Origin of the sequence: Aeromicrobium yanjiei (assembly GCF_009649075.1) — a bacterium.
GTDB classification, from domain to species: domain Bacteria; phylum Actinomycetota; class Actinomycetes; order Propionibacteriales; family Nocardioidaceae; genus Aeromicrobium; species Aeromicrobium yanjiei.
On record NZ_CP045737.1, the window covers coordinates 1,069,359 to 1,096,158 of the forward strand.

A 26,800-nucleotide genomic window follows, 5' to 3' on the forward strand; every position below is an offset into this window, starting at 1 on the left:
TGAGTGAGGATTCCGTGGTGTACGCAATCGTGCGCAGTGGCGGCAAGCAGCAGAAGGTTGCTGTGGGCGACGTCATCCAGATCGACAAGGTCCTGCAGGCCGACGGCGAGAGCTTCTCTCTGCCCGCCGTGCTCTTCGTCGATGGCGACAAGGTGACGGCTGACGCCGACGCGCTGGCCAAGATCACCGTGACCGCCGAGGTCGTCGGTGACGCGAAGGGCCCCAAGATCGTCATCCAGAAGTACAAGAACAAGACCGGCTACAAGAAGCGTCAGGGTCACCGTCAGAAGTACACCCAGGTGAAGATCACCGGGATCAAGTAGAGGACTGGACAGATGGCACACAAAAAGGGCGCAGCCTCCACCAAGAACGGCCGCGATTCCAATGCCCAGCGACTGGGTGTGAAGCGCTTCGGCGGTCAGCTCGTCAACGCCGGCGAGATCATCGTCCGCCAGCGTGGCACGCACTTCCACCCCGGCACCAACGTCGGCCGTGGCGGTGACGACACCCTCTTCGCCCTCTCGGCAGGAGCCGTGGAGTTCGGCCGTCGCCGTGGGCGCAAGGTCGTCAACATCGTCCCGGCCGATCTCGTCGCGGCCAGCCCGACTGAGTAGTACGCGAACACCAGATCTGCGCTCGTCGCAGACAACGAAGGGGCCGTCCGCAGACGCGGACTGGTCCCTTCGTCCCATTTAACGCCCCGTCATGCGGGGCCAGTACGGAAAAGAGCGGCCTGTGGCTGTCCCCAGCTTCGTCGACAAGGTGACGCTCCACGTCGCTGGCGGGTCCGGTGGCGACGGTGTCGCCTCGGTCCATCGTGAGAAGTTCAAGCCCCTCGGTGGTCCCGACGGTGGCAACGGCGGCAACGGTGGTGACGTCATCCTGCAGGTCGGGGCAGACGTCACGACCCTGATCGACTACCACCACGAGCCGCACCGCCGGGGCACCAACGGCGCCCCCGGTGCCGGCAGCAACCGCAGCGGCAGCAACGGCGAGGACCTCGTCCTGCGCGTGCCCGACGGCACCGTCGTCAAGGACGCCTCGGGAGAGGTGCTGGCGGACCTCATCGGTCCCGGCACCGAGCTCGTCATCGCAGCGGGCGGCCGCGGCGGCCTGGGCAACGCGGCCCTGGCCTCGTCCAAGCGCAAGGCACCCGGCTTCGCGCTGAAGGGCGAGCCGGGCGATGAGCTCACGATCACGCTCGAGCTCAAGGTCGTCGCCGACGTCGGCCTCATCGGCTTCCCGAGCGCGGGCAAGTCCAGCCTCATCGCGGCGCTGTCACGGGCCCGGCCCAAGATCGCCGACTACCCGTTCACGACCCTCGTGCCCAACCTCGGCGTCGTCACCGCCGGCTCCACGACGTTCACCGTCGCCGACGTCCCGGGCCTCATCGAGGGCGCGAGCGAGGGCCGAGGGCTGGGGCACGACTTCCTGCGCCACGTCGAGCGCTGCGCGGCCCTGGTGCACGTGATCGACTGCGCGACCGTGGACCCCGGACGTGACCCGCTGAGCGATCTCGACGTCATCGAGGCCGAGCTCAAGGCGTACGCCGAGGCGACCGGCAGCGATCTGCTGGACCGGCCCCGACTCGTGGCGCTCAACAAGACGGACGTGCCCGACGCCAAGGAGATCGCCGGCTTCGTGCGGGACGAGCTCGAGGCCCGTGGGCTGGACGTCTACGACGTCTCGGCAGCGAGCCACGCAGGTCTGCGCGAGCTCTCGTTCGCGATGGCCGAGATCGTCGCCTCCCGCCGGGCCGAGACGCCAGTCGCCGAGGTCACCCGGATCGTGCTGCGGCCCAAGGCCGAGGCCGGCGTGGGCCGCGAGTTCACGATCGACCAGGTCAACGGCCAGTGGATCGTCCGCGGTGAGAAGCCCAAGCGCTGGGTGCGACAGACCGACTTCGCGAATGACGAGGCCGTCGGCTTCCTGGCCGATCGGCTCAACCGGCTGGGCGTCGAGGACGAGCTGCTCAAGCGCGGTGCGCGGGCCGGTGACGACGTCGTCATCGGCGACGAGGACAACGCCGTGGTGTTCGACTTCGACCCGCAGATCCCGGCCGGCGCCGAGGTGCTCGGTCGCCGTGGCGAGGACCTGCGCATCGACCAGTCCGACCGCCGCACCAACGTCCAGCGCCGCGAGGAGCTCGCGGCACGACGGGCGCACGAGGCGGAGATCCGTGAGGCTCGAGAGAGCGGACGTCCCGAGAGCTCGGCTGCGACGCCGGACTGGACGTTCCCCGAGGACGACCCGGCGCTGGACGGAGACGACTCGGACGAGGACCGGCGCTAGTGCGCATCGTCGTCAAGGTGGGCTCGTCCTCGCTGAGCTCGGCGAGCGGCGGTCTTGACGGCGTGCGCGTCGACGCCCTGGTCGACGCGCTGGCGGCCGCACGAGCGCGCGGGGACGAGATCGTCCTGGTCAGCTCCGGCGCGATCGCGGCCGGACTGGCCCCGCTCGGACTGCGTCGGCGGCCGCGCGATCTCGCAACCCAGCAGGCGGCCGCGAGCGTGGGGCAGGGTGCGCTGATCGCCCGCTACGCCGAGCGCTTCGCGAGTCACGGTCTGATCGTCGGGCAGGTGCTGCTGACGGCCGACGACGTCACGCGCCGCAGCCACTACCGCAACGCGTTCCAGACGTTCGCCCGGCTGCTCGAGCTGGGTGTGGTCCCGGTGGTCAACGAGAACGACACCGTGGCCACGAGCGAGATCCGTTTCGGCGACAACGACCGCCTCGCGGCGCTGGTGTCCCACCTCGTCCACGCCGACCAGCTGGTGCTGCTGTCGGACGTCGACGGTCTCTACGACGGTGACCCGTCGCGCGAGGACACCCACCTGATCTCGGACGTCCACGGTGAGGCGGATCTCGAGGCACTCGACATCGTGCGGCCGAGCGCGTCGTCGATCGGCACGGGCGGCATGGTCACCAAGGTCGAGGCGGCGCGCATCGCGACGGGCGCCGGCATCCCGGTGCTCCTGACGTCCGCGGCGCAGGCCGACCAGGCGCTGTCGGGGGCGTCGGTGGGCACCCGGTTCCACGCGACCGGTCGTCGGCGTCCGACCCGGCTCCTGTGGCTGGCCCACGCGAGCAACACCGAGGGCAGCGTGCATCTCGACGCGGGGGCCGTCCGGGCGCTGACGCTGCGCAAGGCCTCGTTGCTCCCCGCGGGGATCACGGGCGTCGAGGGCCCGTTCACGGCCGGCGACCCGATCGACCTCGTCGGTCCTGACGGCGTCGTCATCGCCCGCGGCATCGTCAACTACGACTCCGACGAGCTGCCCCAGCTCATGGGGAGGTCGACGCACGAGCTGGCCGCAACCCTCGGCGCGAGCTATGAGCGCGAGGTCGTCCACCGCGACGACCTCATGCTGGTCTGACGGGGCCCCGACTAGGATCGGCGGCATGAAGCAGCAGGTGCACGACGCCGCCCGACGCGCGCGGATCGCAGCCGGGACCCTCGCGGTCACGAACCGAGCGACCAAGGACGCCGCCCTCCACGCGATGGCTGACGCCCTCGTGGCCGGCACCGAGACGATCCTGACGGCCAACTCCGCCGACGTCGAGGCCGCCCGCGCGGCGGGCACGCCCGACAACGTCCTGGACCGACTGCGTCTTGACGAGGACCGTGTCGCCGCCTTCGCCGACGGGGTCCGCTCGATCGCCGTGCTGCCCGATCCGGTGGGTGAGGTCGTGCGCGGCTCGACGTTGCCCAACGGGCTGCGCGTGCGTCAGGTCCGGGTGCCGATGGGCGTCATCGGCATGATCTACGAGGGGCGCCCCAACGTCACCGCAGACGCGGCCGCGATCTGCCTCAAGGCCGGCAGCGCCGTGCTCCTGCGCGGCTCGTCCTCGGCGGCGCGGTCCAATGCCGCGATCATCGCGATCATGCGGGACGCGCTGACCGCCACGGGACTGCCCGCGGACGCGATCCAGCAGATCAGCGCCGACGACCGCTCGTCCGCGACGCACCTCATGCAGGCGCGGGGGCTCGTCGACCTGGTGATCCCGCGCGGGGGAGCAGGCCTCATCCAGGCCGTCGTCGAGCAGTCCACCGTGCCGGTCATCGAGACCGGCGTGGGCAACTGCCACGTCTACGTCGACGCGGCGGCCGATCTCGACATGGCGCTCGACATCGTGCTCAACGCCAAGACCCACCGCACGAGCGTCTGCAACGCGGCGGAGTCGCTGTTGGTGCACCAGGACGTGGCCGACGTCTTCGTGCCCCGTGTCGTGGCCGCCCTCCACGACGCCGGCGTCACGATCCACGGCGACGAGAGCTTCTGTGCGGTCGACGAGCGGGTCCTGACTGCGACCGCCGAGGACTACGCCCAGGAGTACCTCTCGCTCGACATCTCCGCGAAGGTCGTGGCCTCGATCGACGAGGCCCTCGACCACATCCGGGAGTTCTCCTCGGGGCACACCGAGGCCATCGTCACGGGCTCCCTCGCGGCGTCCACACGCTTCACGACGGGGGTGGACTCGGCCGCGATCATGATCAACGCCTCGACGCGATTCACCGATGGCGGCGAGCTGGGATTCGGTGCCGAGATCGGCATCTCGACCCAGAAGCTGCACGCCCGCGGACCCATGGGCCTGACCGAGATGACCACCACGACGTTCATCGTCACGGGCGACGGTCACGTTCGGTAGAGCACTGGGATAGATTGTCCTCATGCATTCGTTCATCGCCGCTGCCGAAGAGACCGAGCACCTGCGCGACATCGGCATCGAGCCGTGGGCCGTGGGCGTCATCGCCTTTGCCATCCTCATGGTCCTGCTGTTCGCCCTGCTGTCCTTCGGCAAGGGCCGCGAGCACTCCTGACCCCCGTGAGCACCGGACGCCGACGCGTCGGCGTCATGGGCGGCACCTTCGACCCCATCCACCACGGGCACCTCGTGGCGGCGAGCGAGGTGCAGTCCTGGTTCGACCTCGACGAGGTGGTGTTCGTCCCGACGGGACAGCCGTGGCAGAAGGTCGACCGCGACGTCTCGCCGGCCGAGGACCGCTACCTCATGACCGTCATCGCGACCGCGGCCAATCCCCGGTTCACGGTCAGCCGCGTCGACATCGACCGGCAGGGACCGACCTACACGATCGACACCCTGCGCGACCTGTCGGAGCTGCACCCGGACGCGGACCTGTACTTCATCACGGGCGCCGACGCCATGGCAGCGCTGCTGACCTGGCGCGATCACGACGAGCTGTTCGAGCTCGCCCAGTTCGTCGGCTGCACCCGTCCGGGGCACGAGATGGACGACACGACCCTCGAGGGCCTGCCCCGCGAGCACATCACCCTCGTCGAGATCCCCGCGCTGGCGATCTCCTCGACGGACTGCCGCCAACGTGTCGAGCACGGCGAGCCGGTCTGGTACCTCGTGCCGGACGGCGTCGTGCAGTACATCGGCAAGCACGACCTCTACCGTGACATCCACCGACCGAAGGCACCGACTCATGACCGCCACTGACCGCGCCGTCGAGCTGACCCGAGCAGCGGCAGCGGCCGCCGAGGACAAGCTCGCCCAGGACGTCATCGCGTTCGACGTCTCCGAGCAGCTCGCACTGACCGACGTCTTCCTGCTGTGCTCCGGCTCCAGCCCGCGCCAGGTCAAGGCGATCCAGGACGCGGTCGAGGAGAAGATGATCGAGCTGGGCGTCAAGGCCGTGCGCCGCGAGGGCGAGCGCGAGGGCCGATGGGTCCTGCTCGACTTCCAGGACATCGTCGTGCACGTCCAGCACCAGGAGGAGCGCGTGTTCTACGCGCTCGAGCGCCTCTGGAGCGACTGCCCGGTCGTCACGCTGGCATGACCCGCCAGGTCGTGCTGTGGCGCCACGGGCGCACCGAGTGGAACGTCGCCGGGCGCGTCCAGGGGCAGAGCGACATCCCCCTCGACGAGGTCGGTCACGCGCAGGCGCAGGAGGCTGCGAGCCGCCTGGCCACCCTCAGGCCGCACCGCATCCTCAGCTCGGACCTGCAGCGGGCCCGCGACACCGCGGCGTACCTCGGTGCGTTCACCGGTCTGGAGGTCGAGCTGGACCAGCGCTTCCGCGAGCTCAACTTCGGTGCCCGCGAAGGGCTGACGTGGCGCGAGGCGTGGGACCGGATGCCCGAGGGCATGCAGGCGTGGGTCGACGGCGACGAGACGCAGATCCCCGGGAGCGAGACCCACCTGCAGGCGGGGGAGCGCTTCGCCGAGGGCCTGGAGTCGGCTCTCGCGTCGCTGCCCGCGGACAGCATCCTCGTCGTCGTCGCCCACGGTGCGGTGCTCCGCACGGGCATCTGCAGCTTCCTGGGCATCCCTCGCGCGCACTGGGGCACGTTCGGCGCGCTCAACAACTGCGCGTGGTCGGTCATCGAGGAGACACCGTGGCGTCCCGACACGAGCTGGCGGCTCACGGAGTGGAACGCCGGAACCCTTCCGGTTCCAGTGATGTCCGACGAGGAGTGACCCCGGATTGGGTCTTTCGGAGCGGACCGGCTAATATTGGCGAGGCCCCTGAGGGGGACACCGCGGGGCATTGGCGCAGTTGGTAGCGCGCTTCCATGGCATGGAAGAGGTCAGGAGTTCGAATCTCCTATGCTCCACCGCACAGCACGTTGAACGCCCTTCCCGGACCGGGAGGGGCGTTCGTCGTTCGTGGTCCCCGACCGGGTCCCGGGACCCACTGCTGACGGGCCCGGGGGACGCCGGCGAGTTGGTACGGTGGCGGGCGTGTCCCGGGTGACGATGCGATCGGCGTTCATCTCGGTGGCAGTGACGATCGCGGGCCTGCACCTGGTCGCCGTCACCCTGGCCGCCCTGCCGCCCAACCGCTACAGCGACGCGACAGCGTCCCGCACCGGCTACCTCGAGCCCTACTTCGCGCAGAACTGGCGGCTGTTCGCTCCCGCTCCCGTCGCGCAGGACCGCGAGGTCCTGTTCCAGGGCTCGTACGTCGGCGACGACGGCACGGCGCGGCGTACCGCATGGGTCAGCTGGACCGGTGTCGAGCTGGACCTGATCCGGCACCGGCTGGTGGGTGGCCGCGCGGGATACGTCACCAACAAGCTCTACGGGCCGCTCAGCCAGCGTTATCGCGGCCTGGGGCTGGCCCAGCGGGCGATCGCCGACGGCACGGACGAGACGGCCCCACCGTCGTGGAGCGAGCTGAGGGCGGACCTGTCGGCCGGGGGAGCAGATCCCGTCCGCGTCCGGACCTACGTCCTGTACGAGGAGGCGGCGGCGCGACTGGGGACCGAGGTGCTGGAGGCCCGGACGGGTCATGAGCTCACCGCCGTTCGCTATCGGCTGCGCGCGCACTCCGTGGTGCCCTACGCGCAGCGCACGGGCTCGGAGGTCGAGCGGCAGGCCGCCCGGCCGTCACCGACCCAGCGGGAGAGCGGCTGGCGCGTCCCGACGACCGGCGGCGCCCGCGAGCGCGACGCCGTCGCGGCGTTCGACCGGAGGCACCGATGATCGAGCGCGCGGTGGGCTGGCTCAGTCAGGAGAAGCACTCGACGTACGGCCTGGCCGTCACCCGGATGATCCTGGGGCTCGTTGTGGCGAGCCAGCTCGTCGTCAACTGGGACGACCGGCACTACACGTGGGGCGACGGGGCGGAGTGGACCGCGCCGGTCCGCGACGCGACGTCCTGGCCGTCCTTTCTCGGCCTGTTCGGCCGACTGGACGGGAGGGCCTTCGACGCGCTCTACCTCCTGACGATCGTCTTCGGGGTGCTCCTGATGGTCGGCTACCGCACCCGCGCCACCGCGATCGTGACGCTGTTCCTGTGGATGTCCCTCTACGTCGCGAACCCGTTCGTGGGCTCGGGCGGAGACGCCGTGCTGCGCATGGTCCTGCTCTACCTGTGCTTCACCGACGCAGGACTGCGCTGGTCGGTCGATGCCCGCCAGCGTGCCGAACGAGGGGAGATCCGGCCGTACGTACCGACGTGGGCCTCGGCCACGCTGCACAACCTGGCGACGATCCTGATCATCCACCAGGTCGTCATGGTCTACGTCGGATCGGCCTTCTGGAAGCTGCAGAGCGAGCGCTGGATGGACGGGACGGCGGTCTACTACCCGCTGCAGACCGACGCGTACTCACCGTGGCACGACTGGCTGCAGCCCTTGTACGCCAACGGGCTCGTGATCGGCGGCGCGACGTACCTCGCGATCGTCGTGCAGCTGTTCTTCCCGGTGCTGCTGATCCATCGGCCCACCCGACTGATCGCGCTCGTGCTGATCACCGGGATGCACCTGGGCATCGGCCTGTTCATGGGGATCTTGTACTTCTCGCTCGTCATGATCGCGGTCGACATGATCCTGGTGAGCGACTCGTCGTGGCTCCGCATCGCCGCTGCGGTACGCGCTCGCGGCAGGCGGCCGGTCCCGCAGCCTCCGTCCCGGGTGTGACGCAGGCCCTGTAACCGGGAGTGACATTTCTTGTCTCCGGCTCTCGGAGATCCTGTAAATGTGGTTTAAGGTTGCGGAGCACGCACTCCCATGCTCCGCACCCGCCTCGACCGCGCTCCACGACGTGCGGCGGGCAAAAAAAGAAGTCAAGGGGAACTCCCACATGAAGAAAACGCTTGCCAAGAACTCCCTGGCAGCCGGGCTGGCGACACTCATCGTCACGGCCGGTCTGTCGTTCTCCGCCAACGGCGCGCCGGCTCCGGTCGCGTCGGCCGATGCCAGCGCGGTGAGGGGCACCGGCCTCTTCGAGGCTCTCGACGGTGGCACCTGTGAGGCCGTCCAGCCCACCGGCGCCACGACCGGTCGGTGCGGCGAAGGTCTTGACACCAACAGCATCGACGCGTTCTCGCAGAACGCGTCGGCAGGGGTCGACAAGGACCTCGACGGTGTCTCGGAGGCCAGCGCCAGCGTCGCGCCGATCGAGGCCCTCGACCTGCAGACGACCCTGGATCTCACGGACCTCGTGGAGGACCTCGGCGAGGTCGAGACCGGGACGGTCCTGGATCCGATCCTGACCGGGCTGGTCGGCGACGGCAGCATCATCGGCGAGCTGCTCCGCACGCTGCTCCTCCCGGTCACCGAGGCCGTCGACACCGTGCTCGGCCAGGCGCTGGGGACGATCGACACCTCACTGCCGGTCACCCTCCGCGTGGGCGCGGTCAACGCCTCGGCCGAGGCCGAGCCGGGCCGGGCGACCGGTGAGAGCTCCGTTGCCGGTCTCGAGCTCGTCGTCACGCTCGGCACCGAGGAGATCGTCGTGCCGGTCACGCTCGGCACCGGCGTCAACGCCGATCTGCTGGTCGGTGCGCCGCAGGACCTGGTCGACGGGATCATCGCCGGGCTGAGCGACACGCTGACCAGGAGCCTCGGTGGGGCCCTCGGCGCCCTCAGCCCGCAGCTCGAGGCGCTCAACGCGCAGCTCGTCGGGCCGCTGCTCGACGCACTGGAGCCGACCCTGCTGGCGGGCCTGTCCGATGCGCTGAAGCCGCTCGTGAGCGGCACGGTCAACAAGCAGGTCGCGGCCTCGCCCGGCGAGCTCGAGGTCACGGCGCTGAGCCTGACGCTCCTCGGCGGCAACACGCTCGACCTGGCACGGGTCCACGTCGGGCCCAACCGGGTCGGCGAGGCAGCCGACGATGCGGACGCGGCAGCCGATGCCGACTCCGATGCCGACTCTGATGCCGACTCCGACTCCGACGCGGACTCGGCGGGCGACGCTGATGCCGATGCTGCGAGCGACGCGGATGCGGACGCTGACGCCGATGCCGATGCGGTGGCCGACGCCGACGCGCAGTCCGACGCCGACGTGACGCAGGCACTGCCGGACGCAGGTGCTCCCCGCAACCTGCTGCCGTTCATGTTCCTGGGCCTGGCCCTCGTGCTGTTCGGCGGAGCCGTCCTGCTGAACGAGAAGCGCCGCCGCCTGGTGGCGTGATCGACTGAGCATGACCAGCGCTGCCGGTGACCCTCTCCAGGGCACCGGCAGCGGTGCGTCCGGACGCACCGACCGACGAGGACAGGACGAGCTCGAGATGCAGACCACCGGAGCGGCGTCATCCGGTCACCGGCCGTGGCAACGAGCGCTCGTGGTCGTCCTGGCGCTGGTCGCGGTGGTGCACGCGGCGGTGCTGGCCCTGTGGGTGTCCCCGTCCGGTCCGGTCCGTGACGCGGTCGGCGACCGAGCACTGGCGGCCTGGGTCAATCCCTACTTCGCCCAGCAGTGGAGCGCGCTGGTGCCCAACGCCCAGTTCGCGGACGAGTCGTTCATGGTCCGTGCGCAGGTCAGGGACGGTGCCGGCGGCGCGATCACGATGAGCGACTGGATGGACGTGACGGCGGTCGAGACGGACGCGCTGCGGCACGACATCGATCCCGCACGCGTCCACGTGGCGGCCCGCCGGATCGCGACCAACCTCAACGGCGCGATGTTCGGCCTCAACCCGCGCCAGCGCGAGCTCGTCGCCGCGTCGTACACGAAGGAGCCGATCGAGCGGCTCGGCGACCGGCTGTACTCGGCGGGCACGGACCGCCAGGCGGCCGTCCGGAGCTACGTCACGTACGACACCATGGCGACGCGCTTCGCCTCGATGTACGCCCGCGCACGGCTCGACGGGACGATCCTCAAGGTGCAGTACCGCGTCGGACGCCGCACGGTGCCCGCGGGCGCGGATCGCCCGGCAGATGCTCTGCACGACCGCGACTTCCGCTGGTTCGCGTTCGGCTTCCGACGGGGGTTCACCGCCTCCTACGAGGCGCAGACCGCATTCGAGCGCCATGCGGGGGCGTGAGCCGGTGCCGTCGCGGGGACGGCGCGTGGTGCAGGCGCCCGGGCGGGCGGTCGACGCGGCGGCGGACTGGCTGCTGGCCGAGCCGCGTACGCCGTACGGCGCCGCGGTGTGCCGGATCGGGGTCGCGCTCTCGGTGCTCGGCCTGCTCGCAGCCAATGCGTCGACCCGGGAGGCCTGGGCGGGTCCGGGCGCGGTCTGGGCCGAGCCTGCACGCGCGCTGAGCCAGTTCCCCGAGACGCAGCTGCTCGACGGAGTCAGCGGGGACGTGCTGACCCTGTTCTACGTCCTCACCATGGCGGCGGCCGCCGCGATGGTGCTCGGCTGGCACGCCAGGGCCGCCAACGCGGTGACGCTCGTCGGGTTCATCGCTGTGGTCTCGCAGAACCCGGTGGTCGGCGACGAGGGAGACAATCTCGTGCGGATCGCCCTGATGTGGCTCCTGCTCATGCAGACGGCAGAGCGCTGGTCCCTCGACGCGTGGCGCCGTGGGCGCAGGAGCGACCAGGTCGAGGAGGAGCGGGAGGCGGTCCTGCCGCCCTGGCTCGCGTCGGGCCTGCACCACGTGGGACTGATCGGTCTCACGACCCAGATCGTGCTGCTGTGCCTGGCCGGTGGCCTGGACAAGATCTCGCAGGACGTCTGGCAGCGGGGCACGGCGATGTACTCCACGATGCAGCTGCCCGAGCTGCGTCCCCACCCGGGTCTGTCGGACGCGATCTCCACGAACCCGATCGCCCTGGGCGCCCTGACCTACGCCGTGCTGCTCACCCAGCTGTTGTTCGGGCCGTTCCTCCTCCACACCGTGACGCGCAGGATCGTCGTCGCGGCGACGGTCCTGGTCAATCTCGTGCTCGCGGTGCTGCTGGCCGTGCCGTGGAGCGCGCTCGCGATCGTCTCGCTCGCAGCGGTGTTCGTGTCCACCGAGTCGTACGAGCGGGTGGACGAGTGGCTCCGGGCCCGTCTGGCGCCTGTGGGGGACTGGCTGGCCCTGCGCTGGTACGCCGTCGAGGACGCCGGGACCGCGGTGCTGGAGCGCACCTGGTGGCCGGTGGCGGACTGGGTCAGAGCCGCCGTGCGGCGTCGCTGAGCTCGGCTAGGCTCCCGACCGTGAAGGCACTCCTGAACCTCCTGCTCGGCCTCGTGGGGGCCGGGATCGTCGCCGCGATCGTGCTGTTCTTCGTGACCCGTGCGGACGAGGAGGAGGACGCCGCGCCTCCCGCCGAGAACGCGGTCGTCCGGATGTCCACCCAGGGGGTCGTCGCCAACATCGAGCGAAAGCTCGAGGCCACGTCCGGGCGGCCGCTCGAGGTCAGGTGTCCGAAGAAGGTCGATGAGTCGATCGGCACGACGTTCCGCTGCAGCGTGCGTGCCGAGGGCGGACGGGACCGCATCGCGATCGCGAGCGTCGAGATCAGGGGAGCGGGTGGACAGTTCGGCTGGACCTCCCGTCCGGTGGAGGCCGCGGCCCCGGCTCCGTAGCGATCAGACGGCGCCGGCGGCCACGCGTCGTCCCGAGAGCACCAGCAGGACCACCGGGATCGTCAGGACCGCGGCCGCGACGTTGAGCGTGCCGAAGCCGCTCACCGCCACCACGAGCCCGGCCAGCAGTCCGCCGAAGGCGCCGGCAAGATTCATCGTCAGGTCGGACAGTCCTTGGACGACAGGACGGGTCGAGACCTCGAGGGAGTTGGTCAGCTTGGCCGCTCCGGCGATGACCGACGCGGACCAGCCGATGCCGAGCAGCGTGAGGCCGATCGTGATCTGCACCTGCGAGCTGCCCGACGTGCCCGCGACGCACGCCGCCACGACGAGGATCGACTGGCCGAGCAGGATCGTGCGGTCGGCTCCCCAGGTGTCGCTCAGCCAGCCCATCAGGGGCGACAGCGCGAACATGCCGGCGATGTGCAGGCTGATGGTCAGGCCGATGACCTCGAGGGCGGCCCCGTGATCCTCCATGTGCACCGGGGTCAGGGCCATGACCGCGACCATCACGGCGTGCGACGAGGCGATGGCCCACATCGCGGTGAGCGTGCGGCCACGCGCGTACGGCAGGGCGGCGCGGAGTCCGCGGGGTGCCGGTGCAGCATCGGCTGAGCGCACGAGGGGATCGGGGCGCAGCAGCACGAACGTCAGCAGGCCGGCGATGCCGAAGCCGACGGCCGAGAAGATCATGGGTCCGGCGAGATCGGGCACGCCGACGAGATCGGCGAACGAGGCGCCGGGGCCGGTCAGGTTGGGCCCGATGACCGCGCCGAGGGTGGTCGACCAGACCACGATCGACAGCGAGCGGCCGATCTGCTCGGGCTGGGCCCGGTCGGTCGCGGCGAACCGCGACTGGAGATTGGCCGCGGTGCTGCCGCCGAACAGACCGAGCCCGGCGAGTGCCAGCGGGAGGGACTCCAGCGAGGCGGCCGCGACCGTGATCGCGGCGCCGAGCGCGCCGGCGACCCAGCCGAGCGTGAGGGCGGGTCGCCGCCCGGCCCGGGCGGCGAGCGAGGACAACGGGATCGTGAACGCTGCCGCGCCGAGCGTCAGCATGACGACGGCCATGCCCGCCCAGCCGGACGAGCCGGAGATGTCCTTCAGCAGCAGGCTGCCGACGGCGAGCCCGGCACCGTTGCCGACGCCGCCCACCACCTGCACCAGCACGAGCACCAGCACCACCCGCCGCTGCACGGAGGCTGTCGGAACGGGCCCAGAAGAACTCACCGAAGGAATCTATCGAAGAGCGACGACACGCACGAGACCACAGGCCGAGCGAGCGCCAGCTGGGGGCACCTCCCGCTTGCGGGGGAGTGAAGGCAAGCGCCCGGGCGAAGCCCGGCAGAGCGGCGAGGAACGAGCCGCGGGCGCGGCGAAGCCGCGCAGCGCTTACCAGATGCGCACGCGCTCCTGCTCGTCCAGCCAGAGCGCGTCGTCGGCGCCGACGTCGAATGCCGCGTAGAACGCGTCGATGTTGCGGACGGTCTGGTTGCAGCGGAACTCCGGCGGCGAGTGCGGGTCGACGGTGAGTCGGCGCACGGTCTCGGCCGGACGCACCTTGGCCTGCCAGGCCTGCGCCCAGGAGATGAAGAAGCGCTGGTCGGGGGTCAGCCCGTCGATGGGCTCGTCGGTCGGCTCGGTGAGGCGGAACGCCTGGTGGGCGATGCCGAGCCCGCCGAGGTCGCCGATGTTCTCGCCGATCGTGAGGGAGCCGTTGACCGTACGTCCCTCGGCGCCGACGGGGGACAGGACGTCGTACTGGGCGATGAGCGCGGAGGTGAGCTTCTCGAACGAGGCCCGGTCCTCGTCGGTCCACCAGTTGCGCAGGGCGCCGGTGCCGTCGTACTGCGAGCCCTGGTCGTCGAAGCCGTGGCCGATCTCGTGGCCGATGACCGCGCCGATCGCGCCGTAGTTGACCGCGTCGTCGGCGTCCGCGTGGAAGAACGGCGGCTGCAGGATCGCGGCCGGGAAGACGATCTCGTTCATCGTGGGGTTGTAGTACGCGTTGACGGTCTGCGGCGTCATGTACCACTCGTCGCGGTCGATCGGCGAGCCGATCTTGGCGAGCTCGCGGTCGGTGGCGACCGCGATGGCGCGCCGGACGTTGCCCAGGAGGTCGTCGGGGGAGGTCTCCAGGGCCGAGTAGTCCTTGAACTGGTCGGGGTGGCCGATCTTGGGGTTGAACGAGTCGAGCTTGTCGTACGCCCGCTCCTTGGTCTCCTCACTCATCCAGGTCAGCCGGGAGATGCTCTGCCGGTACGCCGCGAGGAGGTTGTCGATCAGCTCGCTCATCCGCTCCTTGGACGCGGGCGGGAACTCGGTGCGGACGTAGATCTTGCCGACCGCCTCACCCATCGCGCCCTCGACGAAGCCGACGCCGCGCTTCCAGCGGGGGCGCAGCTCGTCGGTGCCGCTGAGCGTACGACCGTAGAACTCGAAGTTGGCGTCGACGAACGCGGACGACAGGTACGGCGAGGCGCTGTGGACGACCTGCCAGCGCAGCCAGTCCTTCCACGCGTCGAGCTCGGCCTCGACCAGGAGCGTCTCGAGGCCCTGGAGGTAGGACGGCTGCGAGACGACGACCTCGGCGAGCACGGGCGCCGGCACCTGCGCGCCCGCGGACCAGCTGGTCCAGTCGAAGCTCGGCGCGAGCTCCTGCAGGCCGTCACCGGTGAGGTGGTTGTAGGTCTTCTGCGCGTCGCGGCACGCGACCCGGTCCCAGTGGAACGAGGCCAGCCGGGTCTCCAGGTCCATGATCCGCGCGGCGCGGCCGGCGGCGTCGTCGAGACCCGCGAGCCCCAGCATCGTGGTCAGGTGCGCGACGTACGCCTCGCGGATCCCTGCGGACTCCTCCTCGCGGTAGTACGACTCGTCGGGCAGGCCGATGCCGCCCTGACCGAGGTGGGTGATGTAGCGGTCGGGGTTGCCGCGGTCGGGTGCGATGTACATCCCGAGGACGCTGCCGACACCCTGACGGTCCAGCAGACCGAGCACCCGCACGAACGAGGCGATGTCGGCGATCGCGTCGACCTGGGCCAGCTCGGCCACGAGGGGCTCGGCGCCGAGGGCCTCGACCCGCTCCTCGTCCATGAAGCTCGCGTAGAGATCGCCGATCTTGCGCTGCTCGTCGTCCTGCGGGTCCTTGCTCGCGGTCTCGATGATCTCGCGGACCTTGGCCTCGGCCTCGTCCACGAGCGCCACGAACGAGCCGGCGGTCGCGCGGTCGGGCTTGATCTCCGCGGTCGCGAGCCACCGCCCGTTGACGTGACGGAACAGGTCGTCCTGAACGCGGACGGAGGAGTCGAGCTGTGTCGTGTCGATACCGGGGTTCACGCCGATAGGCTACACACGTGAGCAGAACTTCTCCTGTCCCGCTGACCGTGGTCCGCACCGAGAAAGTGGCTCCTTCGATGGTGCGGGTCGTGCTCGGGGGACAGGGTTTCGCAGAGTTCCTCGCCCGCCACGACGCGATGCCCGAGCCGTACACCGACGAGTACGTCAAGCTCGTCTTCCTCACCCCCGGCCACGACTACCCCCAGCCGCTGGACCTGGACCTGGTGAAGGCGACCATGCCGCCGGAGGCCTGGCCCGTCCTGCGCACGTACACCGTGCGCTGGCTCGACCGCGAGCAGCAGCAGCTCGCGATCGACTTCGTGGTGCACGGCGACCAGGGTGTCGCTGGGCCCTGGGCGGCCCGCGCCCAGCCCGGGGACGTGATCCACGTGCGCGGCCCCAACGGTGGCTACACCCCCGACGTCACCGCGGACTGGCTGCTGCTCGTCGGCGACGAGGCGGCCCTTCCGGCCATCTCGGCCTCCCTCATGAGCCTGCCCCCGGGCGTGCGCGGCATCGCCCTCATCGAGGTGCAGACCGAGGCGGACGAGATCCCGCTGCGCACCGATGCCGACGTGGACGTCCGATGGCTCCACCGCGGTGCCGCGGCACCCGGCACGACCACGCTGCTGGACGACGCCGTGCGGGGGCTCGAGTGGCCGGCCGGCCGGGTCCAGGCCTTCGTCCACGGCGAGTCGGCGCTGCTCAAGAGCGTGCGACCGCACATCCTGCACGAGCGCGGGGTCGACCGCGCCGACGTGTCGGTGTCGGCCTACTGGCGTCGCGGCAGCACCGAGGAGGGCTTTCGGGTCTGGAAGTCCCAGCAGACCGAGGCGGTCATGCGACCGGGGGCGTCCTAGCGCCTCGCGGACGGTAACCTCATCGCGTGACCCAACTGCGCAACGTGGCCGTCATCCTCGCCGGCGGGACCGGCACGAGGGTGGGCCTGTCGATCCCCAAGCAGCTCATCAAGATCGCCGGCAAGACGATCATCGAGCACACCATCGCGGCCTTCGAGGCCTCGCCCCTGATCGACGAGATCGTCATCCTCATGACCCCGGGCCACCTCGACCCGGTCCGGGCGATCGTGCAGAACGGCGGCTACGACAAGGTCAGCCAGATCGTGGAGGGCGGGCAGACGCGCAACGAGTCGACCAGCCGCGCGCTGGAGGCCCTCGGCAGCGAGGAGTGCAACGTCCTGTTCCACGACGCCGTGCGCCCCCTCGTCTCGCAGACCATCATCGGCGACGTCGTCGCGGCCCTCGCGACCCACGAGGCCGTCGACACCGCGATCCCGTCGGCCGACACGATCGTGCAGGTCCACGACACCGCCGCGGGCGGGACCGAGACGATCGAGGACGTCCTGCAGCGGCACCTGCTGCGTCGCGGCCAGACCCCCCAGGCGTTCAGGCTGTCCGTGATCCGCGAGGCGTACGCGCTGGCGTGGAAGGACCCGGACTTCACCGCGACCGACGACTGCACCGTCGTGCTCCGCTATCTGCCCCACGTCCCGATCGCCGTCGTGATGGGTCACGAGCGCAACATGAAGGTCACCGAGCCCATCGACGTCTACATCGCCGACAAGCTCTTCCAGCTGCAGTCCGCCGACACCCCGGACGCGCTCACCGACGAGCAGTACCGGGCAGCGCTCGCAGGCAAGACCATGGTCGTGTTCGGCGGGTCGTACGGCATCGGCGGCGACATCGCCGAGCTCGCCCGCGGGTTCGGCGCGAACGTCCACACGTTCTCGCGCTCCTCGACCAACACGCACGTCGACCGACGCGAGGACATCGCGGCGGCGGCGGCCGCGGTGCTCGAGCAGACCGACACGATCGACTTCGTCGTCAACACCGCAGGTGTGCTGGTGATCGAGGACCTCGCCGACACGTCCGAGGAGACGATCTTCGCTGCCACCGAGATCAACTACCTCGCCCCGATCTTCATCGCGCAGGAGTTCTACCCGCACCTGGCCCAGGCCGCGGGCTCGCTGCTGCTGTTCACGTCGTCGTCCTACACCCGGGGCCGGGGCGGCTACTCGCTCTACTCCTCGGCCAAGGCGGCGGTGGTCAACCTGACGCAGGCCCTGGCTGACGAGTGGGCGGGCGAGGTGCGCGTCAACTGCGTCAACCCCGAGCGCACCGGCACGCCCATGCGCACCAAGGCGTTCGGCGAGGAGCCCGAGGGCACGTTGCTCAGCTCGATGGACGTCGCCCGCCAGTCGCTGGACGTCCTGCTGTCGCAGCAGACCGGTCACATCATCGACATCCGCCGCGAGGACGGTCCGGCCGCCATCGGCGGCGGCCGCTAGCCGCACGCAGCCGGCCGACGCAGCAGGTCCCCGCCCCGACGAGGAGTCGGGGCGAGGACCTGTGGGGCCGAGCGACTAGATGCAGTTGCTGACGTAGTACTGCGACACCTTCTGGGCGGCGTCGGTGAACTCGCGGATCTTGCCGCTGAGATCGGACGGATCGACCTTCGACGGGTCCTTGAACGTGTCGAAGTAGTCGGACATCACGGCCACGTCGCCCTTGACCTCGGCAGGCGCCTCATCCTCCAGGTCGTCGTACGCGTCGGCGAGGCGTCCGAACGACTCGGTCAGCTTGCCGATGTCGGAGCCCCCGCCCATCGAGTCGAGGGTCTCGTCCTGGAGCTCCTTGTACTGGGTGCAGAAGGCCGGGCTGGCGCCGGAGGCGCCGGGGTCGACGCTGGGCGCGGCGGTCGTCGGCGCGGTGGTCGTCGGCGCGGGCTCGGTGGTCTCGAGTGGGGCCTTGGTGTACGACGAGCTCGCCTCGTCCTTGTCGTCGCCGTCGTCGTCACCGCCGAAGACCTGGATCGCGCCGAATGCGGCGGCGCCGATCAGCACGATGACCGCGGCGATCATCCCGGCCAGCAGCCAGAAGTTCTTCTTGCTGCCGTCCTCACCGTTGCCTCCGGGCTCGGAGCCGGTGGGGGCGGCGCCGCCCGGGGGGACCGATCCGTAGGAGGGATCGGCCGGGGCCGCGTACGCCGCAGGCGCGGACGGCTGCACCGGCTGGAACGTCTGCGTGGGCTGCACCGGCTCGTAGGACTGCGTGGGCTCGACCGGCTGGTAGGACTGGGTCGGCTCGACCGGCTGGTAGGACTGCTCCGCCGGCTGCGACGGGACGACCGGCTCCGCGACCGGCGACACGGGGGCCTGGGCGACGGGCTCCTCGACGGCCGGCTGCTGGGCAGCGGGCTGCTCGGCCGTGGGCTGCTCCGCCGACGGCTGGACCTGCTGGGGGATGACCTCGGTGGGGGCCGGCGACGCGGCCGACGAGCTGGAGCGCATGGCAAGGACTGCGCTGACCGTGGGATCGCCCTGCTGGCCGAGCCACTCCAGGAGGCCCGGATAGGCCGCGGGGTGCACCGCGATCGCCGGCCAGAGCGCACGATCTGCCTGTGCGAGCTCAGCGAGTCGCGCAGCCGACGTCGACGGGTCCTGCGCCTCGCGGACCAGGTCTTCAGATGCCATGGAGTGGGTTCCTTCCCCGAACGGTGCCCCGTCGTCCGACGAGCTGGGGGAAGATTATCGGTCCTGCTGGGGCGACTGCACGTCAGGCTGTCTCGACGGCGCGTCGCCACCGCTGCGGCGCGACTCCCACACTGCGCACCCGATCATCACGAGACCTGCCAGGGCCCACCCCGCGAGGATGTCGATCACGTAGTGCTCGGCGTAGTAGACGAGTGCGATGCCCATCAGCACGGGGTACACCAGGAGGATCCAGCGCCACGCGCTTCGCAGCCGCGCGATGCCGTACAGCGCGATCAGCATGGCCAGCCCACCGTGCAACGAGGGCATCGCGGCGACCGGGTTGCCGACCTTCGCGAGCACGACGTGGAAGCCACCGAGCCCCAGGTCGTCCCAGCCGCGCCCGGTGAGCCGCGGCAGCCGCTCGGCGATGTAGCCCTCCTTGGCGGCCAGCCACGGCGGCGCCATCGGGTAGAGGACGTAGATGACCAGGGCGGCGAAGTTGATCACGACGTAGCGCCGCATCCACGGCACCCACATCGCCCGGTCCCGCAGCCACAGGACCACGGCGAGGGTCAGCCCCGCGACGAAGTGGGTGAAGTAGACGGTCGTGAGCACCTCGTCGTACCACCGCGGCGGCGTGCTGCTGGTGCACGGGGAAGCGCACAGGGCGTCCTGGAGGTGCTGGGTGGGCAGCGTCCCGCCGCCCAGCCACTCATCGAAGCGGATCGGCATCGTCCAGTGGACGGGCATCGAGATGACCTCGTCGGACAGGCCACGGCTGTAGAGATAGAGCACGAGAAGCGCGAACGCGGGCCACCAGTCGCGGGGGAACGCGAGGTGATGTCGCCAGGGAGCGCGGACGTTGTACGCGATGGTCGCCAGCCAGAGCCACACGAACAGCTGGAACGGATCGGTCGGCACGCCGATCAGCACGACGCCCAGGGCGAACAGCACGGCGTACACCAGGAGGGCCGGCCCCCGCCAGGTCCACGGCGTGGTCCGGGGCGCGGCGATCTCGGTCGTCACGGGCACTCCTTCGGGACGGGCGCCAGCGAGCGCTCCTCGCCGCGAGCCAGCCAGACGGTGCGGCCGCAGACCTTGGCGACCTTGCGGTAGCCGTCGTCGAGCTCGTTCTCGAGCCGGTCCGCGCCCGTGATGCCCCAGGAGTCGACGCCTGTCCACTCGACGAACCACGTGGGCCGATCGGGCCCCGTGAGCACGCCTGACAGGGTCGTCAGGTCCGGGTCGAGGGTGCGCACAGGCAGGCTCCAGAGGTACGGGTACGGGCTGGACATCCCCGCGGCGCCGAGGACATTGGGCTGCCCGTAGACGACGACAGCGGTGTCGGAGGGGTCGCCCGATTCTCTCAACCACGTCCCGACGGTCTCGGCCGTGGCCCCCACCTGGGGCGGCGCGACGATCGTGTACGTCAGGTTGGCCGCGAGGACTGCGACCGTGAACACCCCGAGAGCCGTGCGGAGGCGCCGGCTCACCTGGTCGGCCAGCAGGCCGGCCGCGAGGGCCGAGGCGGGCACGAGCTGGAACAGGTAGTGGCCCCAGTAGCTGCCGCCGAGCACTGCCGTGCCGGAGGCGAACGCGATCACGGCGAACGTCGCCAGGACGACCGGCTCGCGCCGGCGTGCCGCGCACCACGCCGCGAGGACTGCGATGAAGCCCAGTCCGCTGCCCGCCCAGGTGGCGAGGAGCACGATCAGGCGCTGGCCGGTCGCCGCGGTGGCGGAGGTGCGGATGACCTCTCCGGCCTCCGCGCGGAACGTCACGAGCGCGTCGAACAGCTCGGCCGGGCTGGTGCCACGGGCCGCGGCCGCAGCGACACCCGTCGCCAGGGCGACGACGAAGCCGACCGTTCCCGCGGCCACGACCACAGCGGCCCGCCGGCGGGCGGCGGGCTGCTGCCACGCGACGGCCACGGCGAGCACGGCCGCGAAGACCAGGCCGTCCACGATGGACTGCTTGATCAGGCACGAGCACGCCGCGAGCACGCCCGCCCCGAGCGCCGGGAGCCAGGGCCGCCGCGCGTGGGGCAGGAGGGCCTGGATCGTGAGGGCGAATCCCCAGGCGACGAATCCGGCGCACAGCATCTCTCCGTTGGTCCGGGTCACGCCGAACCAGTGGGCGGTGCTGAACAGGGAGGCAGCGGCCGCCGCCCACCGCGCACCCTGCGGTCCGCGCACGAGGTACGCCGCGCGGGCCACGCCCAGCACCATGACCACGCACGCCAGGAGCCCGATGAGCCGCAGGTTCGTCAGGGTGCCCGCGAGGTCCATGATCCAGAGCAGCAACGGCGGACGGTCGACCCAGTACGGGCCGTAGAGGGAGTCGCCGTCGCCCCACGCGTTGCCGACCATGAGGAAGCCGGCCTCGTCACGTCCCGCGGGCGTGCCGAGGAAGCAGAGCCGGATCGCGATCATCGCGCCGATCGTCAGGCTCAGGAACACCGGCAGGCGCGCGGCCGAGCGTGCGAGGTCCAACATCTCGCCTAGGGCCCGGTCGCGCCGGCGGCCTGCCGCGCGGCCCACTCCCGGTCGCGCAGTGCCATGGCGTCCTCGCACGCTGCGATGAAGCGGGCGGTGGCCACGCCGGGACGGGGATCACCGAGGTAGTGCTCGACCAGCGCGTCGCGGGCGGCCTTGGTCGGGTCGTCGGTCAGGTGCTCCGCGACGATGGCCGCGACGTCGTCGCCCGGAGCGAGCTGCGGCACGACGTCCATGAGCGGGCTGGGCGGGTAGGGGACGGGCGGGGTGGTGACCAGCATCGGCTTGCCCGTGGGCAGCCAGTTGAGGGTCACGGCGGACACGTCGGTCACGAGCAGGTCCGCGTCGGCGAACGACTGCTCGAGCGGCACCACGGTGTCGACCCGGTCGGCGAGCTCGCGCACCGCGGCGTCGGCTGCCGCGTACGACGCCCGGATGACGCCGTTGAGCGGGTGCGGGCGGTAGATCACGCGGTACGTGCCGAGCAGGGCCGTGACCAGCGCGACCCCGTGCGTCTCGAGGGAGCCGTACGACACCGAGGGCTGCGAGGCCTCCCACGTCGGGGCGTACAGGACCGTCGGGCGGCCGTCCAGCGACGGCGAGGGCACGACGGGTGCGATCCCGTCGAGCTGCGGCTGGCCGATCAGGACGCTGTGCGCCGGGGCGTCGTAGAGCATCACGGCCGAGGCCGTGCGGTCGACCGCGGCCTGGCCCGCGAGAAAGCACAGGTCGTACGCCTTGACCTGGTTGGAGACCGAGACGCCCTTGTCGCTGTCGCCGTGGCCGAGGTAGACGTGCACGAGCGAGGTGAAGCGCAGGCTCTCGAAGTTGATCGGGTCGTGGTTGACGTAGAGCGCGAGCTTGACCTGCGACACCGACAAGATCTCGTCGAGCTGGCCGTAGCGGGCGAGCGTCACGCAGTCCAGGCCGGTCTCGTCGCGCACGATCTGCGCGGTGCGCGAGTCCTTGAAGACGCACACCAGCCGGTGGGACGCGTCGAGGGCCTTCAGCGCGTGATACCACGGCCGCAGCTGGTAGAGGCTGTCGCGCGTGGTCGGGAAGTAGAGCATGACCTGCTGCTCGAACGGGCGTCCGAGCCGGTCCTCGTCGGTGAGCTTGTCCGGCATCCCCGACGGCAGGAGCCGCGAGCGCCGCAGCCGACCGATCGCCCAGAGCCGCAGGCGGTGGACGAGCCCGATGCGGGCGCTGTCTGCCCTAGAGGCCATGGTCGTCGAGTGCGGCGCCGTCGCGGAAGTACGGTGCGAGCTTGTTGTCGAACATGCTGAGCGCCGAGCCGATGGCCATGTGCATGTCGAGGTACTGGTAGGTGCCGAGACGTCCGCCGAACAGCACGTTCTTCTCGCCGCGGGCCAGCTCGCGGTAGGCCAGGAGCCGTTCGCGGTCCTGGGGGGTGTTGACCGGGTAGTAGGGCTCGTCGCCGGTGCCGGCGAAGCGGCTGAACTCGCGCATGATCACGGTCTTGTCGGCCGGGTGCTCACGCTCGGGGTGGAAGTGGCGGAACTCGTGGATGCGGGTGTACGCGATGTCGGGGTCGGCGTAGTTCATCACCGGGGTGCCCTGGAAGTCGCCGGTCGCCAGCACCTCGGTCTCAAAATCCAGGGTGCGCCACGACAGGTCGCCGTGGGCGTGATCGAAGTAGCGGTCGACCGGGCCCGTGTACACGACAGGGGTCACCCCGACGCATGCCTTCTTGTTGAAAGGTTGCGTCTCGTCGAAGAAGTCGGCCTCGAGAGTCACGGTGATGTTGTCGTGATCGGCCATCCGCTCCAGCCACGCGGTGTAGCCGTCGGTGGGCAGACCCTCGTAGGTGTCGGAGAAGTAGCGGTTGTCGTACGTGTAGCGCACCGGCAGGCGGCTGATGATGTCGGCGCCGAGCTCACGGGGATCGGTCTGCCACTGCTTGGCGGTGTAGCCCTTGATGAACGCCTCGTACAGCGGCTCACCGATCAGCGAGATCGCCTTCTCCTCGAGGTTCGCCGGCTCGCCGGTGATCATCGCGGCCTGCTCGGCGACCCACGCGCGGGCCTCGTCGGGGGAGTACGCGGCGCGCTGGAACTGGTTGATCGTGCCGAGGTTGATCGGCAGCGGGAACACCTCGCCGCGGTACGTCGTGTAGACGCGGTGCTGATAGGGCGTGAACGTCGTGAACCGGTTGACGTACTCCCACACCCGCTGGTTGGAGGTGTGGAACAGGTGCGCCCCGTAGCGGTGGACCTCGATGCCGGTCTCGGGATCGATCTCGGAGTAGGCGTTGCCGCCCAGGTGGTCGCGGCGATCGATGATCTGGACCTTCAGGCCCAGCTCACGCGCACATCGGTCGGCGATCGTCAGGCCGAAGAAGCCCGAGCCGACGATCAGGAGGTCAGCGGTCATGGCTCAATGGTGCCGGTACGTCCGCGGGATCCATCGGACGCCACGACTTGTCCCGCCACAGCGCGCGGTTGGCGCGGAAGCCCCGCGCGAGGTCGCCGAGCCCCTTGAGGGTGTGCTGGACGACCACGAGGCGGAAGACCTCCTTGGCGAGCGTGAGCGCCGTGCCGAGACCGAAGCCGATGCGGTTGAGCTTGCCGTACTCGCGGAAGTACTTGCCGACGTAGGCCCGGTTGCGGATCACGTGGAAGCGGAACAGAGGGCTGCCGTCGTTGAGGTGCCGGATGCCCAGGTTGACCTGCTTCTGCTCGCGCTTGCGCTTCAGCACGAACGCATCCACGTACGCGACGTCGGTGTGCTGGGCGGCGAGCCACGCGTACGCGGCGTCGTCCCAGGAGATGAAGAAGCGGGGATCGGGCAGCCCGATCAGGCGCACGACGTCCGCGTGGATGAGCATGCCCTCGAACGTGCCGGAGTTGGTGATCGCATAGCCCTCGCGGCCGAACTGCTTTCCGCTGTAGGGCAGCGGCACGCCGAGGAACTCGTTGAACCGGGCCTGCCAGTAGAACGGGGTGCCGTCGAAGTCGTAACGACGACCGTGGATGACCTTGAAGCGCTCCATCCAGGGGGCGAACTGCTCGATCGCGTCGGGCAGGATCTCGACGTCGTCGTCCATGAGCCAGACCCAGTCGGCGCCCAGCTCGAGCGCGAGCCGGGTGCCCTCGCTGAATCCTCCGGAGCCACCGGTGTTGGTGTCGAGGCGGTGGTTGACCAGCACGCCCTCAGGGAAGTCCTGCATCGCGGCGGCGATGACGTCCTGCGTGTCGTCGGTGCTGGCGTTGTCGACCACCACGATCCGAAACGGCGCCGTCCGCATGACCGCGGCGCTCGCGAGGAGCTCCTTGAGGAATGTCGATCGGTTGTACGTCACGATCGCGATGGCGATCTTCTCGGCAGCCGAATTCACCCGGCAACACTATCGCGAGCTGCCCGGGGGTCCGCGCTCCCGCTCGGCGCGCTCAGAGCTCGGCGGAGTCCGTCACGGGCATCTCGCTCGTCGGCGTGCCGTCGCGGTACGCGCCTCGCTCGGTCTCCGAGCGGACGATCATCGCGTCGATCGCGGCCTTGAACGACTCGAGGGTGCGGTGCTCGTGGGGGCCGAGCAGGTACGTCGCGAGGCGCTCGCGATCGGGAGCGAGCACGTCGGGAGCGGCGCGGGTGACGACGTCGATGAACTCACCGATGCCCCGTCCGTCGCGGCCGATCGTGGTGCCCGCACCGGTCGAGGGGTACTCCGCGCGGAACGTCGCGTCGTCGAGATCGGTGTGGTTGAAGACCGCGTACGGCTTCTCGCTCGCGAGGAAGTCGCTGACGACGCTGGAGATGTCGGTGACCATCGCGGTCGCCCGGTTGAACCACTCGTTGATCGAGCCGCCCTTGACCACGCGGTGGTCGATGCCGGTCGCGGCCGCGGCGTCGTCGAGCAGGGCCGCGATGCGGGCGAGGACCGCGCGGTACTTCGCATCGCGCTGGCCGGTGAAGGGATGGGCCTTGAACACGACCCGGATCGGCGGCTCCGCGGCGAGCAGCGCCTCGACGACCCGGACGCCGACCGCAGAGACCGAGGAGTACTCCTGCTCGTGGTTGACGCCCTCCCAGGTCGGTGCGTAGAGGACGGTCGGGACCGCTTCGTCGCCGAGGCGCGGCTCCCGCGTGATCGCGTGCACCTGCGGGCGTCCGACGAACCGGTACTGGTCCTCGTGGATGCCGAGTCCGGAGCGCCGGTAGCGGTCGGCGCCGGCCTCGCCCGCGACCCACAGCTCGTCGTACGCCCGGGAGAACGGGTTGTTCGAGGCGCTCTTGTCGCTGTCGCCGTGGCCGATGAACGCGCTCATGAGGGTCGGCAGACGCAGGAGGTGGATGTTGTTGCCCGTGTTGGACGGGTAGAGCGCGATGCGCGAGGAGGAGAAGTCGAGCATCAGGAGCTCACCGGCGTCCCGCAGCCCCAGCACCGGGATCGAGGTCGCGGCGATCTTGGCGAAGAGCGGCTGGTCGCGCACGACGATGAACACCCGCCGGTCGAGCGCCTCGAGGCTCTCCAGCCACGTGTTGATCTGGTACGCCGCGGTCTCGGGGCCGCTGAGGTGCACCACGACCTCGGGACGGTAGTCGTCGAGGAAGTCCTGGATCTGGCGCAGTGGGCCGGTGAACCCGGTCGCGCGCTTGGCCTGGCGCATCCGCCACGACGCGCGGACGTCCGGCCAGGTGAACCAGAACAGGGCCGCGGTGCCGACGGCTCCGAGCGCCAGCACGAGCCACCACGGTGCCTCGAGGGGGGCCGGCGCGAGCACCAGCAGCTGGGCGACCACGACCACGAGCAGGTGCTGCGGGGGAGCCTCGTGGATGCGAGGGGAGCCGGGGATGTTGCGCGTCGTCATGGGCTTCAGCGGGCCGACCCGGCGGTACTCCTCGTGCAGCGCCCGGCCGCACAGGGCGACCGCCAGCGCGATGCTGACCGCGAGCAGTGCGTGCCAGGCCCCCGGGTCGTCGAGGTGGCTGCGTCCGGCGACCAGGCAGACGATCGCGCGCAGCGCGAACCGCATGGGGACGCCCAGGGCGCCCTGGCGCAGCAGCTGGGCCGCGCTCGCCCGGGGACGTTCGAGGAGCAGCTCGCCGAGCACCGAGACTGCGAGCAGGACGAGGGCCACGGTGTCGAGCCCGACGGCGGCGCTGACCACCGCGAGGAACAGGCCGCCGACCGTGGTCGCCAGGCCCGGCAGCTCCTGATTGTGGCCCAGTCGGGAGAACACGGCCTGAGCAGCACGAACGGGCGAGACCATGACGAGGAAATTATCACGCGTGCGC

General features: G+C 70.4%; 26 protein-coding genes and 1 tRNA gene. 18 read left to right on the top strand and 9 right to left on the bottom strand.

Features of this window, described 5'->3' with window-relative positions:
* Nucleotides 1-17 precede the first annotated feature (17 nt).
* The 16 genes from rplU to GEV26_RS05480 all read left to right on the top strand — a co-directional run bounded on the left by rplU (nucleotide 18) and on the right by GEV26_RS05480 (nucleotide 12,220).
* The gene (gene rplU / locus GEV26_RS05410; protein WP_194839972.1) at nucleotides 18-323 is read left to right on the top strand and encodes a 50S ribosomal protein L21; all 306 of its coding nucleotides are present in this window, start codon (nucleotides 18-20) and stop codon (nucleotides 321-323) included.
* A 12-nt stretch (nucleotides 324-335) separates the two neighbouring features.
* A complete protein-coding gene (gene rpmA / locus GEV26_RS05415) occupies nucleotides 336-614 on the top strand; it encodes a 50S ribosomal protein L27 (RefSeq protein WP_153652113.1) in 279 nt (92 codons plus the stop codon).
* A gap of 121 nt (nucleotides 615-735) precedes the next feature.
* Complete coding sequence (obgE, locus tag GEV26_RS05420) at nucleotides 736-2,292, top strand: GTPase ObgE (RefSeq protein ID WP_243838944.1); 1,557 nt, start codon at nucleotides 736-738, stop codon at nucleotides 2,290-2,292.
* On the top strand, nucleotides 2,292-3,377 hold the full coding sequence (gene proB / locus GEV26_RS05425; RefSeq protein WP_153652115.1) for a glutamate 5-kinase: 1,086 nt from the start codon (nucleotides 2,292-2,294) through the stop codon (nucleotides 3,375-3,377). Before obgE ends, proB begins: the two co-directional genes overlap by 1 nt.
* A gap of 25 nt (nucleotides 3,378-3,402) precedes the next feature.
* Nucleotides 3,403-4,650 carry a glutamate-5-semialdehyde dehydrogenase gene (locus GEV26_RS05430; protein ID WP_153652116.1) on the top strand — a complete coding sequence of 416 codons (1,248 nt, stop codon included), beginning with the start codon at nucleotides 3,403-3,405 and terminating at the stop codon, nucleotides 4,648-4,650.
* A gap of 22 nt (nucleotides 4,651-4,672) precedes the next feature.
* Nucleotides 4,673-4,822 (top strand): hypothetical protein, encoded by a 150-nt coding sequence (locus GEV26_RS17965; protein WP_153911640.1) that lies wholly within the window; start codon nucleotides 4,673-4,675, stop codon nucleotides 4,820-4,822.
* Nucleotides 4,823-4,827: 5 nt separating this feature from the next.
* A complete protein-coding gene (gene nadD / locus GEV26_RS05435) occupies nucleotides 4,828-5,466 on the top strand; it encodes a nicotinate-nucleotide adenylyltransferase (protein WP_279586760.1) in 639 nt (212 codons plus the stop codon).
* Nucleotides 5,453-5,806, top strand: a complete 354-nt coding sequence (gene rsfS, locus GEV26_RS05440) for a ribosome silencing factor (protein WP_153652118.1) — start codon at nucleotides 5,453-5,455, stop codon at nucleotides 5,804-5,806. The genes nadD and rsfS overlap by 14 nt, the downstream gene beginning before the upstream one ends.
* Nucleotides 5,803-6,447 carry a histidine phosphatase family protein gene (locus GEV26_RS05445; RefSeq protein ID WP_153652119.1) on the top strand — a complete coding sequence of 215 codons (645 nt, stop codon included), beginning with the start codon at nucleotides 5,803-5,805 and terminating at the stop codon, nucleotides 6,445-6,447. The genes rsfS and GEV26_RS05445 overlap by 4 nt, the downstream gene beginning before the upstream one ends.
* Before the next feature lie 64 nt (nucleotides 6,448-6,511).
* Nucleotides 6,512-6,584 (top strand) — tRNA-Ala (locus GEV26_RS05450).
* Between the two features lie 127 nt (nucleotides 6,585-6,711).
* Nucleotides 6,712-7,455, top strand: a complete 744-nt coding sequence (locus GEV26_RS05455) for a DUF5819 family protein (protein WP_153652120.1) — start codon at nucleotides 6,712-6,714, stop codon at nucleotides 7,453-7,455.
* A complete protein-coding gene (locus GEV26_RS05460) occupies nucleotides 7,452-8,393 on the top strand; it encodes an HTTM domain-containing protein (RefSeq protein WP_153652121.1) in 942 nt (313 codons plus the stop codon). The genes GEV26_RS05455 and GEV26_RS05460 overlap by 4 nt, the downstream gene beginning before the upstream one ends.
* Nucleotides 8,394-8,556: 163 nt before the next feature.
* Nucleotides 8,557-9,888, top strand: coding sequence for a hypothetical protein (locus GEV26_RS05465; RefSeq protein ID WP_153652122.1), 1,332 nt, complete (start codon nucleotides 8,557-8,559; stop codon nucleotides 9,886-9,888).
* Between the two features lie 10 nt (nucleotides 9,889-9,898).
* Nucleotides 9,899-10,741 carry a DUF5819 family protein gene (locus GEV26_RS05470; protein WP_153652123.1) on the top strand — a complete coding sequence of 281 codons (843 nt, stop codon included), beginning with the start codon at nucleotides 9,899-9,901 and terminating at the stop codon, nucleotides 10,739-10,741.
* 25 nt (nucleotides 10,742-10,766) lie between these two features.
* The gene (locus tag GEV26_RS05475; RefSeq protein WP_194839973.1) at nucleotides 10,767-11,828 is read left to right on the top strand and encodes an HTTM domain-containing protein; all 1,062 of its coding nucleotides are present in this window, start codon (nucleotides 10,767-10,769) and stop codon (nucleotides 11,826-11,828) included.
* A 20-nt stretch (nucleotides 11,829-11,848) separates the two neighbouring features.
* Nucleotides 11,849-12,220 (top strand): hypothetical protein, encoded by a 372-nt coding sequence (locus tag GEV26_RS05480; protein ID WP_153652125.1) that lies wholly within the window; start codon nucleotides 11,849-11,851, stop codon nucleotides 12,218-12,220.
* A 3-nt stretch (nucleotides 12,221-12,223) separates the two neighbouring features.
* Here GEV26_RS05480 and GEV26_RS05485 read toward each other — a convergent pair whose 3' ends face one another.
* Together GEV26_RS05485 and GEV26_RS05490 are read right to left on the bottom strand one after the other, a co-directional pair.
* Nucleotides 12,224-13,450, bottom strand: coding sequence for an MFS transporter (locus GEV26_RS05485; protein ID WP_153652126.1), 1,227 nt, complete (start codon nucleotides 13,448-13,450; stop codon nucleotides 12,224-12,226).
* A 162-nt stretch (nucleotides 13,451-13,612) separates the two neighbouring features.
* On the bottom strand, nucleotides 13,613-15,556 hold the full coding sequence (locus GEV26_RS05490) for a M13 family metallopeptidase (protein WP_153652127.1): 1,944 nt from the start codon (nucleotides 15,554-15,556) through the stop codon (nucleotides 13,613-13,615).
* Between the two features lie 17 nt (nucleotides 15,557-15,573).
* Here GEV26_RS05490 and GEV26_RS05495 point away from each other — a divergent pair, with 17 nt between their 5' ends.
* Entirely contained in the window at nucleotides 15,574-16,416 is an 843-nt protein-coding gene (locus GEV26_RS05495) for a siderophore-interacting protein (protein WP_243838946.1), read from the top strand.
* A gap of 26 nt (nucleotides 16,417-16,442) precedes the next feature.
* Complete coding sequence (locus GEV26_RS05500) at nucleotides 16,443-17,864, top strand: bifunctional cytidylyltransferase/SDR family oxidoreductase (RefSeq protein WP_153652128.1); 1,422 nt, start codon at nucleotides 16,443-16,445, stop codon at nucleotides 17,862-17,864.
* 75 nt (nucleotides 17,865-17,939) lie between these two features.
* Here GEV26_RS05500 and GEV26_RS05505 read toward each other — a convergent pair whose 3' ends face one another.
* From GEV26_RS05505 to GEV26_RS05535, 7 genes are read right to left on the bottom strand one after another with little or no spacing between them, the layout of a single operon-like run.
* Entirely contained in the window at nucleotides 17,940-19,049 is a 1,110-nt protein-coding gene (locus GEV26_RS05505; protein WP_153652129.1) for a variant leucine-rich repeat-containing protein, read from the bottom strand.
* A gap of 54 nt (nucleotides 19,050-19,103) precedes the next feature.
* The gene (locus GEV26_RS05510; protein ID WP_153652130.1) at nucleotides 19,104-20,075 is read right to left on the bottom strand and encodes a phosphatase PAP2 family protein; all 972 of its coding nucleotides are present in this window, start codon (nucleotides 20,073-20,075) and stop codon (nucleotides 19,104-19,106) included.
* The gene (locus GEV26_RS05515; protein ID WP_153652131.1) at nucleotides 20,072-21,541 is read right to left on the bottom strand and encodes a hypothetical protein; all 1,470 of its coding nucleotides are present in this window, start codon (nucleotides 21,539-21,541) and stop codon (nucleotides 20,072-20,074) included. The genes GEV26_RS05510 and GEV26_RS05515 overlap by 4 nt, the downstream gene beginning before the upstream one ends.
* A gap of 8 nt (nucleotides 21,542-21,549) precedes the next feature.
* A complete protein-coding gene (locus tag GEV26_RS05520; RefSeq protein ID WP_153652132.1) occupies nucleotides 21,550-22,770 on the bottom strand; it encodes a CDP-glycerol glycerophosphotransferase family protein in 1,221 nt (406 codons plus the stop codon).
* Entirely contained in the window at nucleotides 22,760-23,938 is a 1,179-nt protein-coding gene (glf, locus tag GEV26_RS05525) for a UDP-galactopyranose mutase (protein WP_153652133.1), read from the bottom strand. The genes GEV26_RS05520 and glf overlap by 11 nt, the downstream gene beginning before the upstream one ends.
* Nucleotides 23,928-24,902 (bottom strand): glycosyltransferase, encoded by a 975-nt coding sequence (locus tag GEV26_RS05530; RefSeq protein ID WP_153652134.1) that lies wholly within the window; start codon nucleotides 24,900-24,902, stop codon nucleotides 23,928-23,930. Before GEV26_RS05530 ends, glf begins: the two co-directional genes overlap by 11 nt.
* A 52-nt stretch (nucleotides 24,903-24,954) precedes the next feature.
* Nucleotides 24,955-26,775 (bottom strand): CDP-glycerol glycerophosphotransferase family protein, encoded by a 1,821-nt coding sequence (locus GEV26_RS05535; protein WP_153652135.1) that lies wholly within the window; start codon nucleotides 26,773-26,775, stop codon nucleotides 24,955-24,957.
* Between the last annotated feature and the right edge of the window lie 25 nt (nucleotides 26,776-26,800).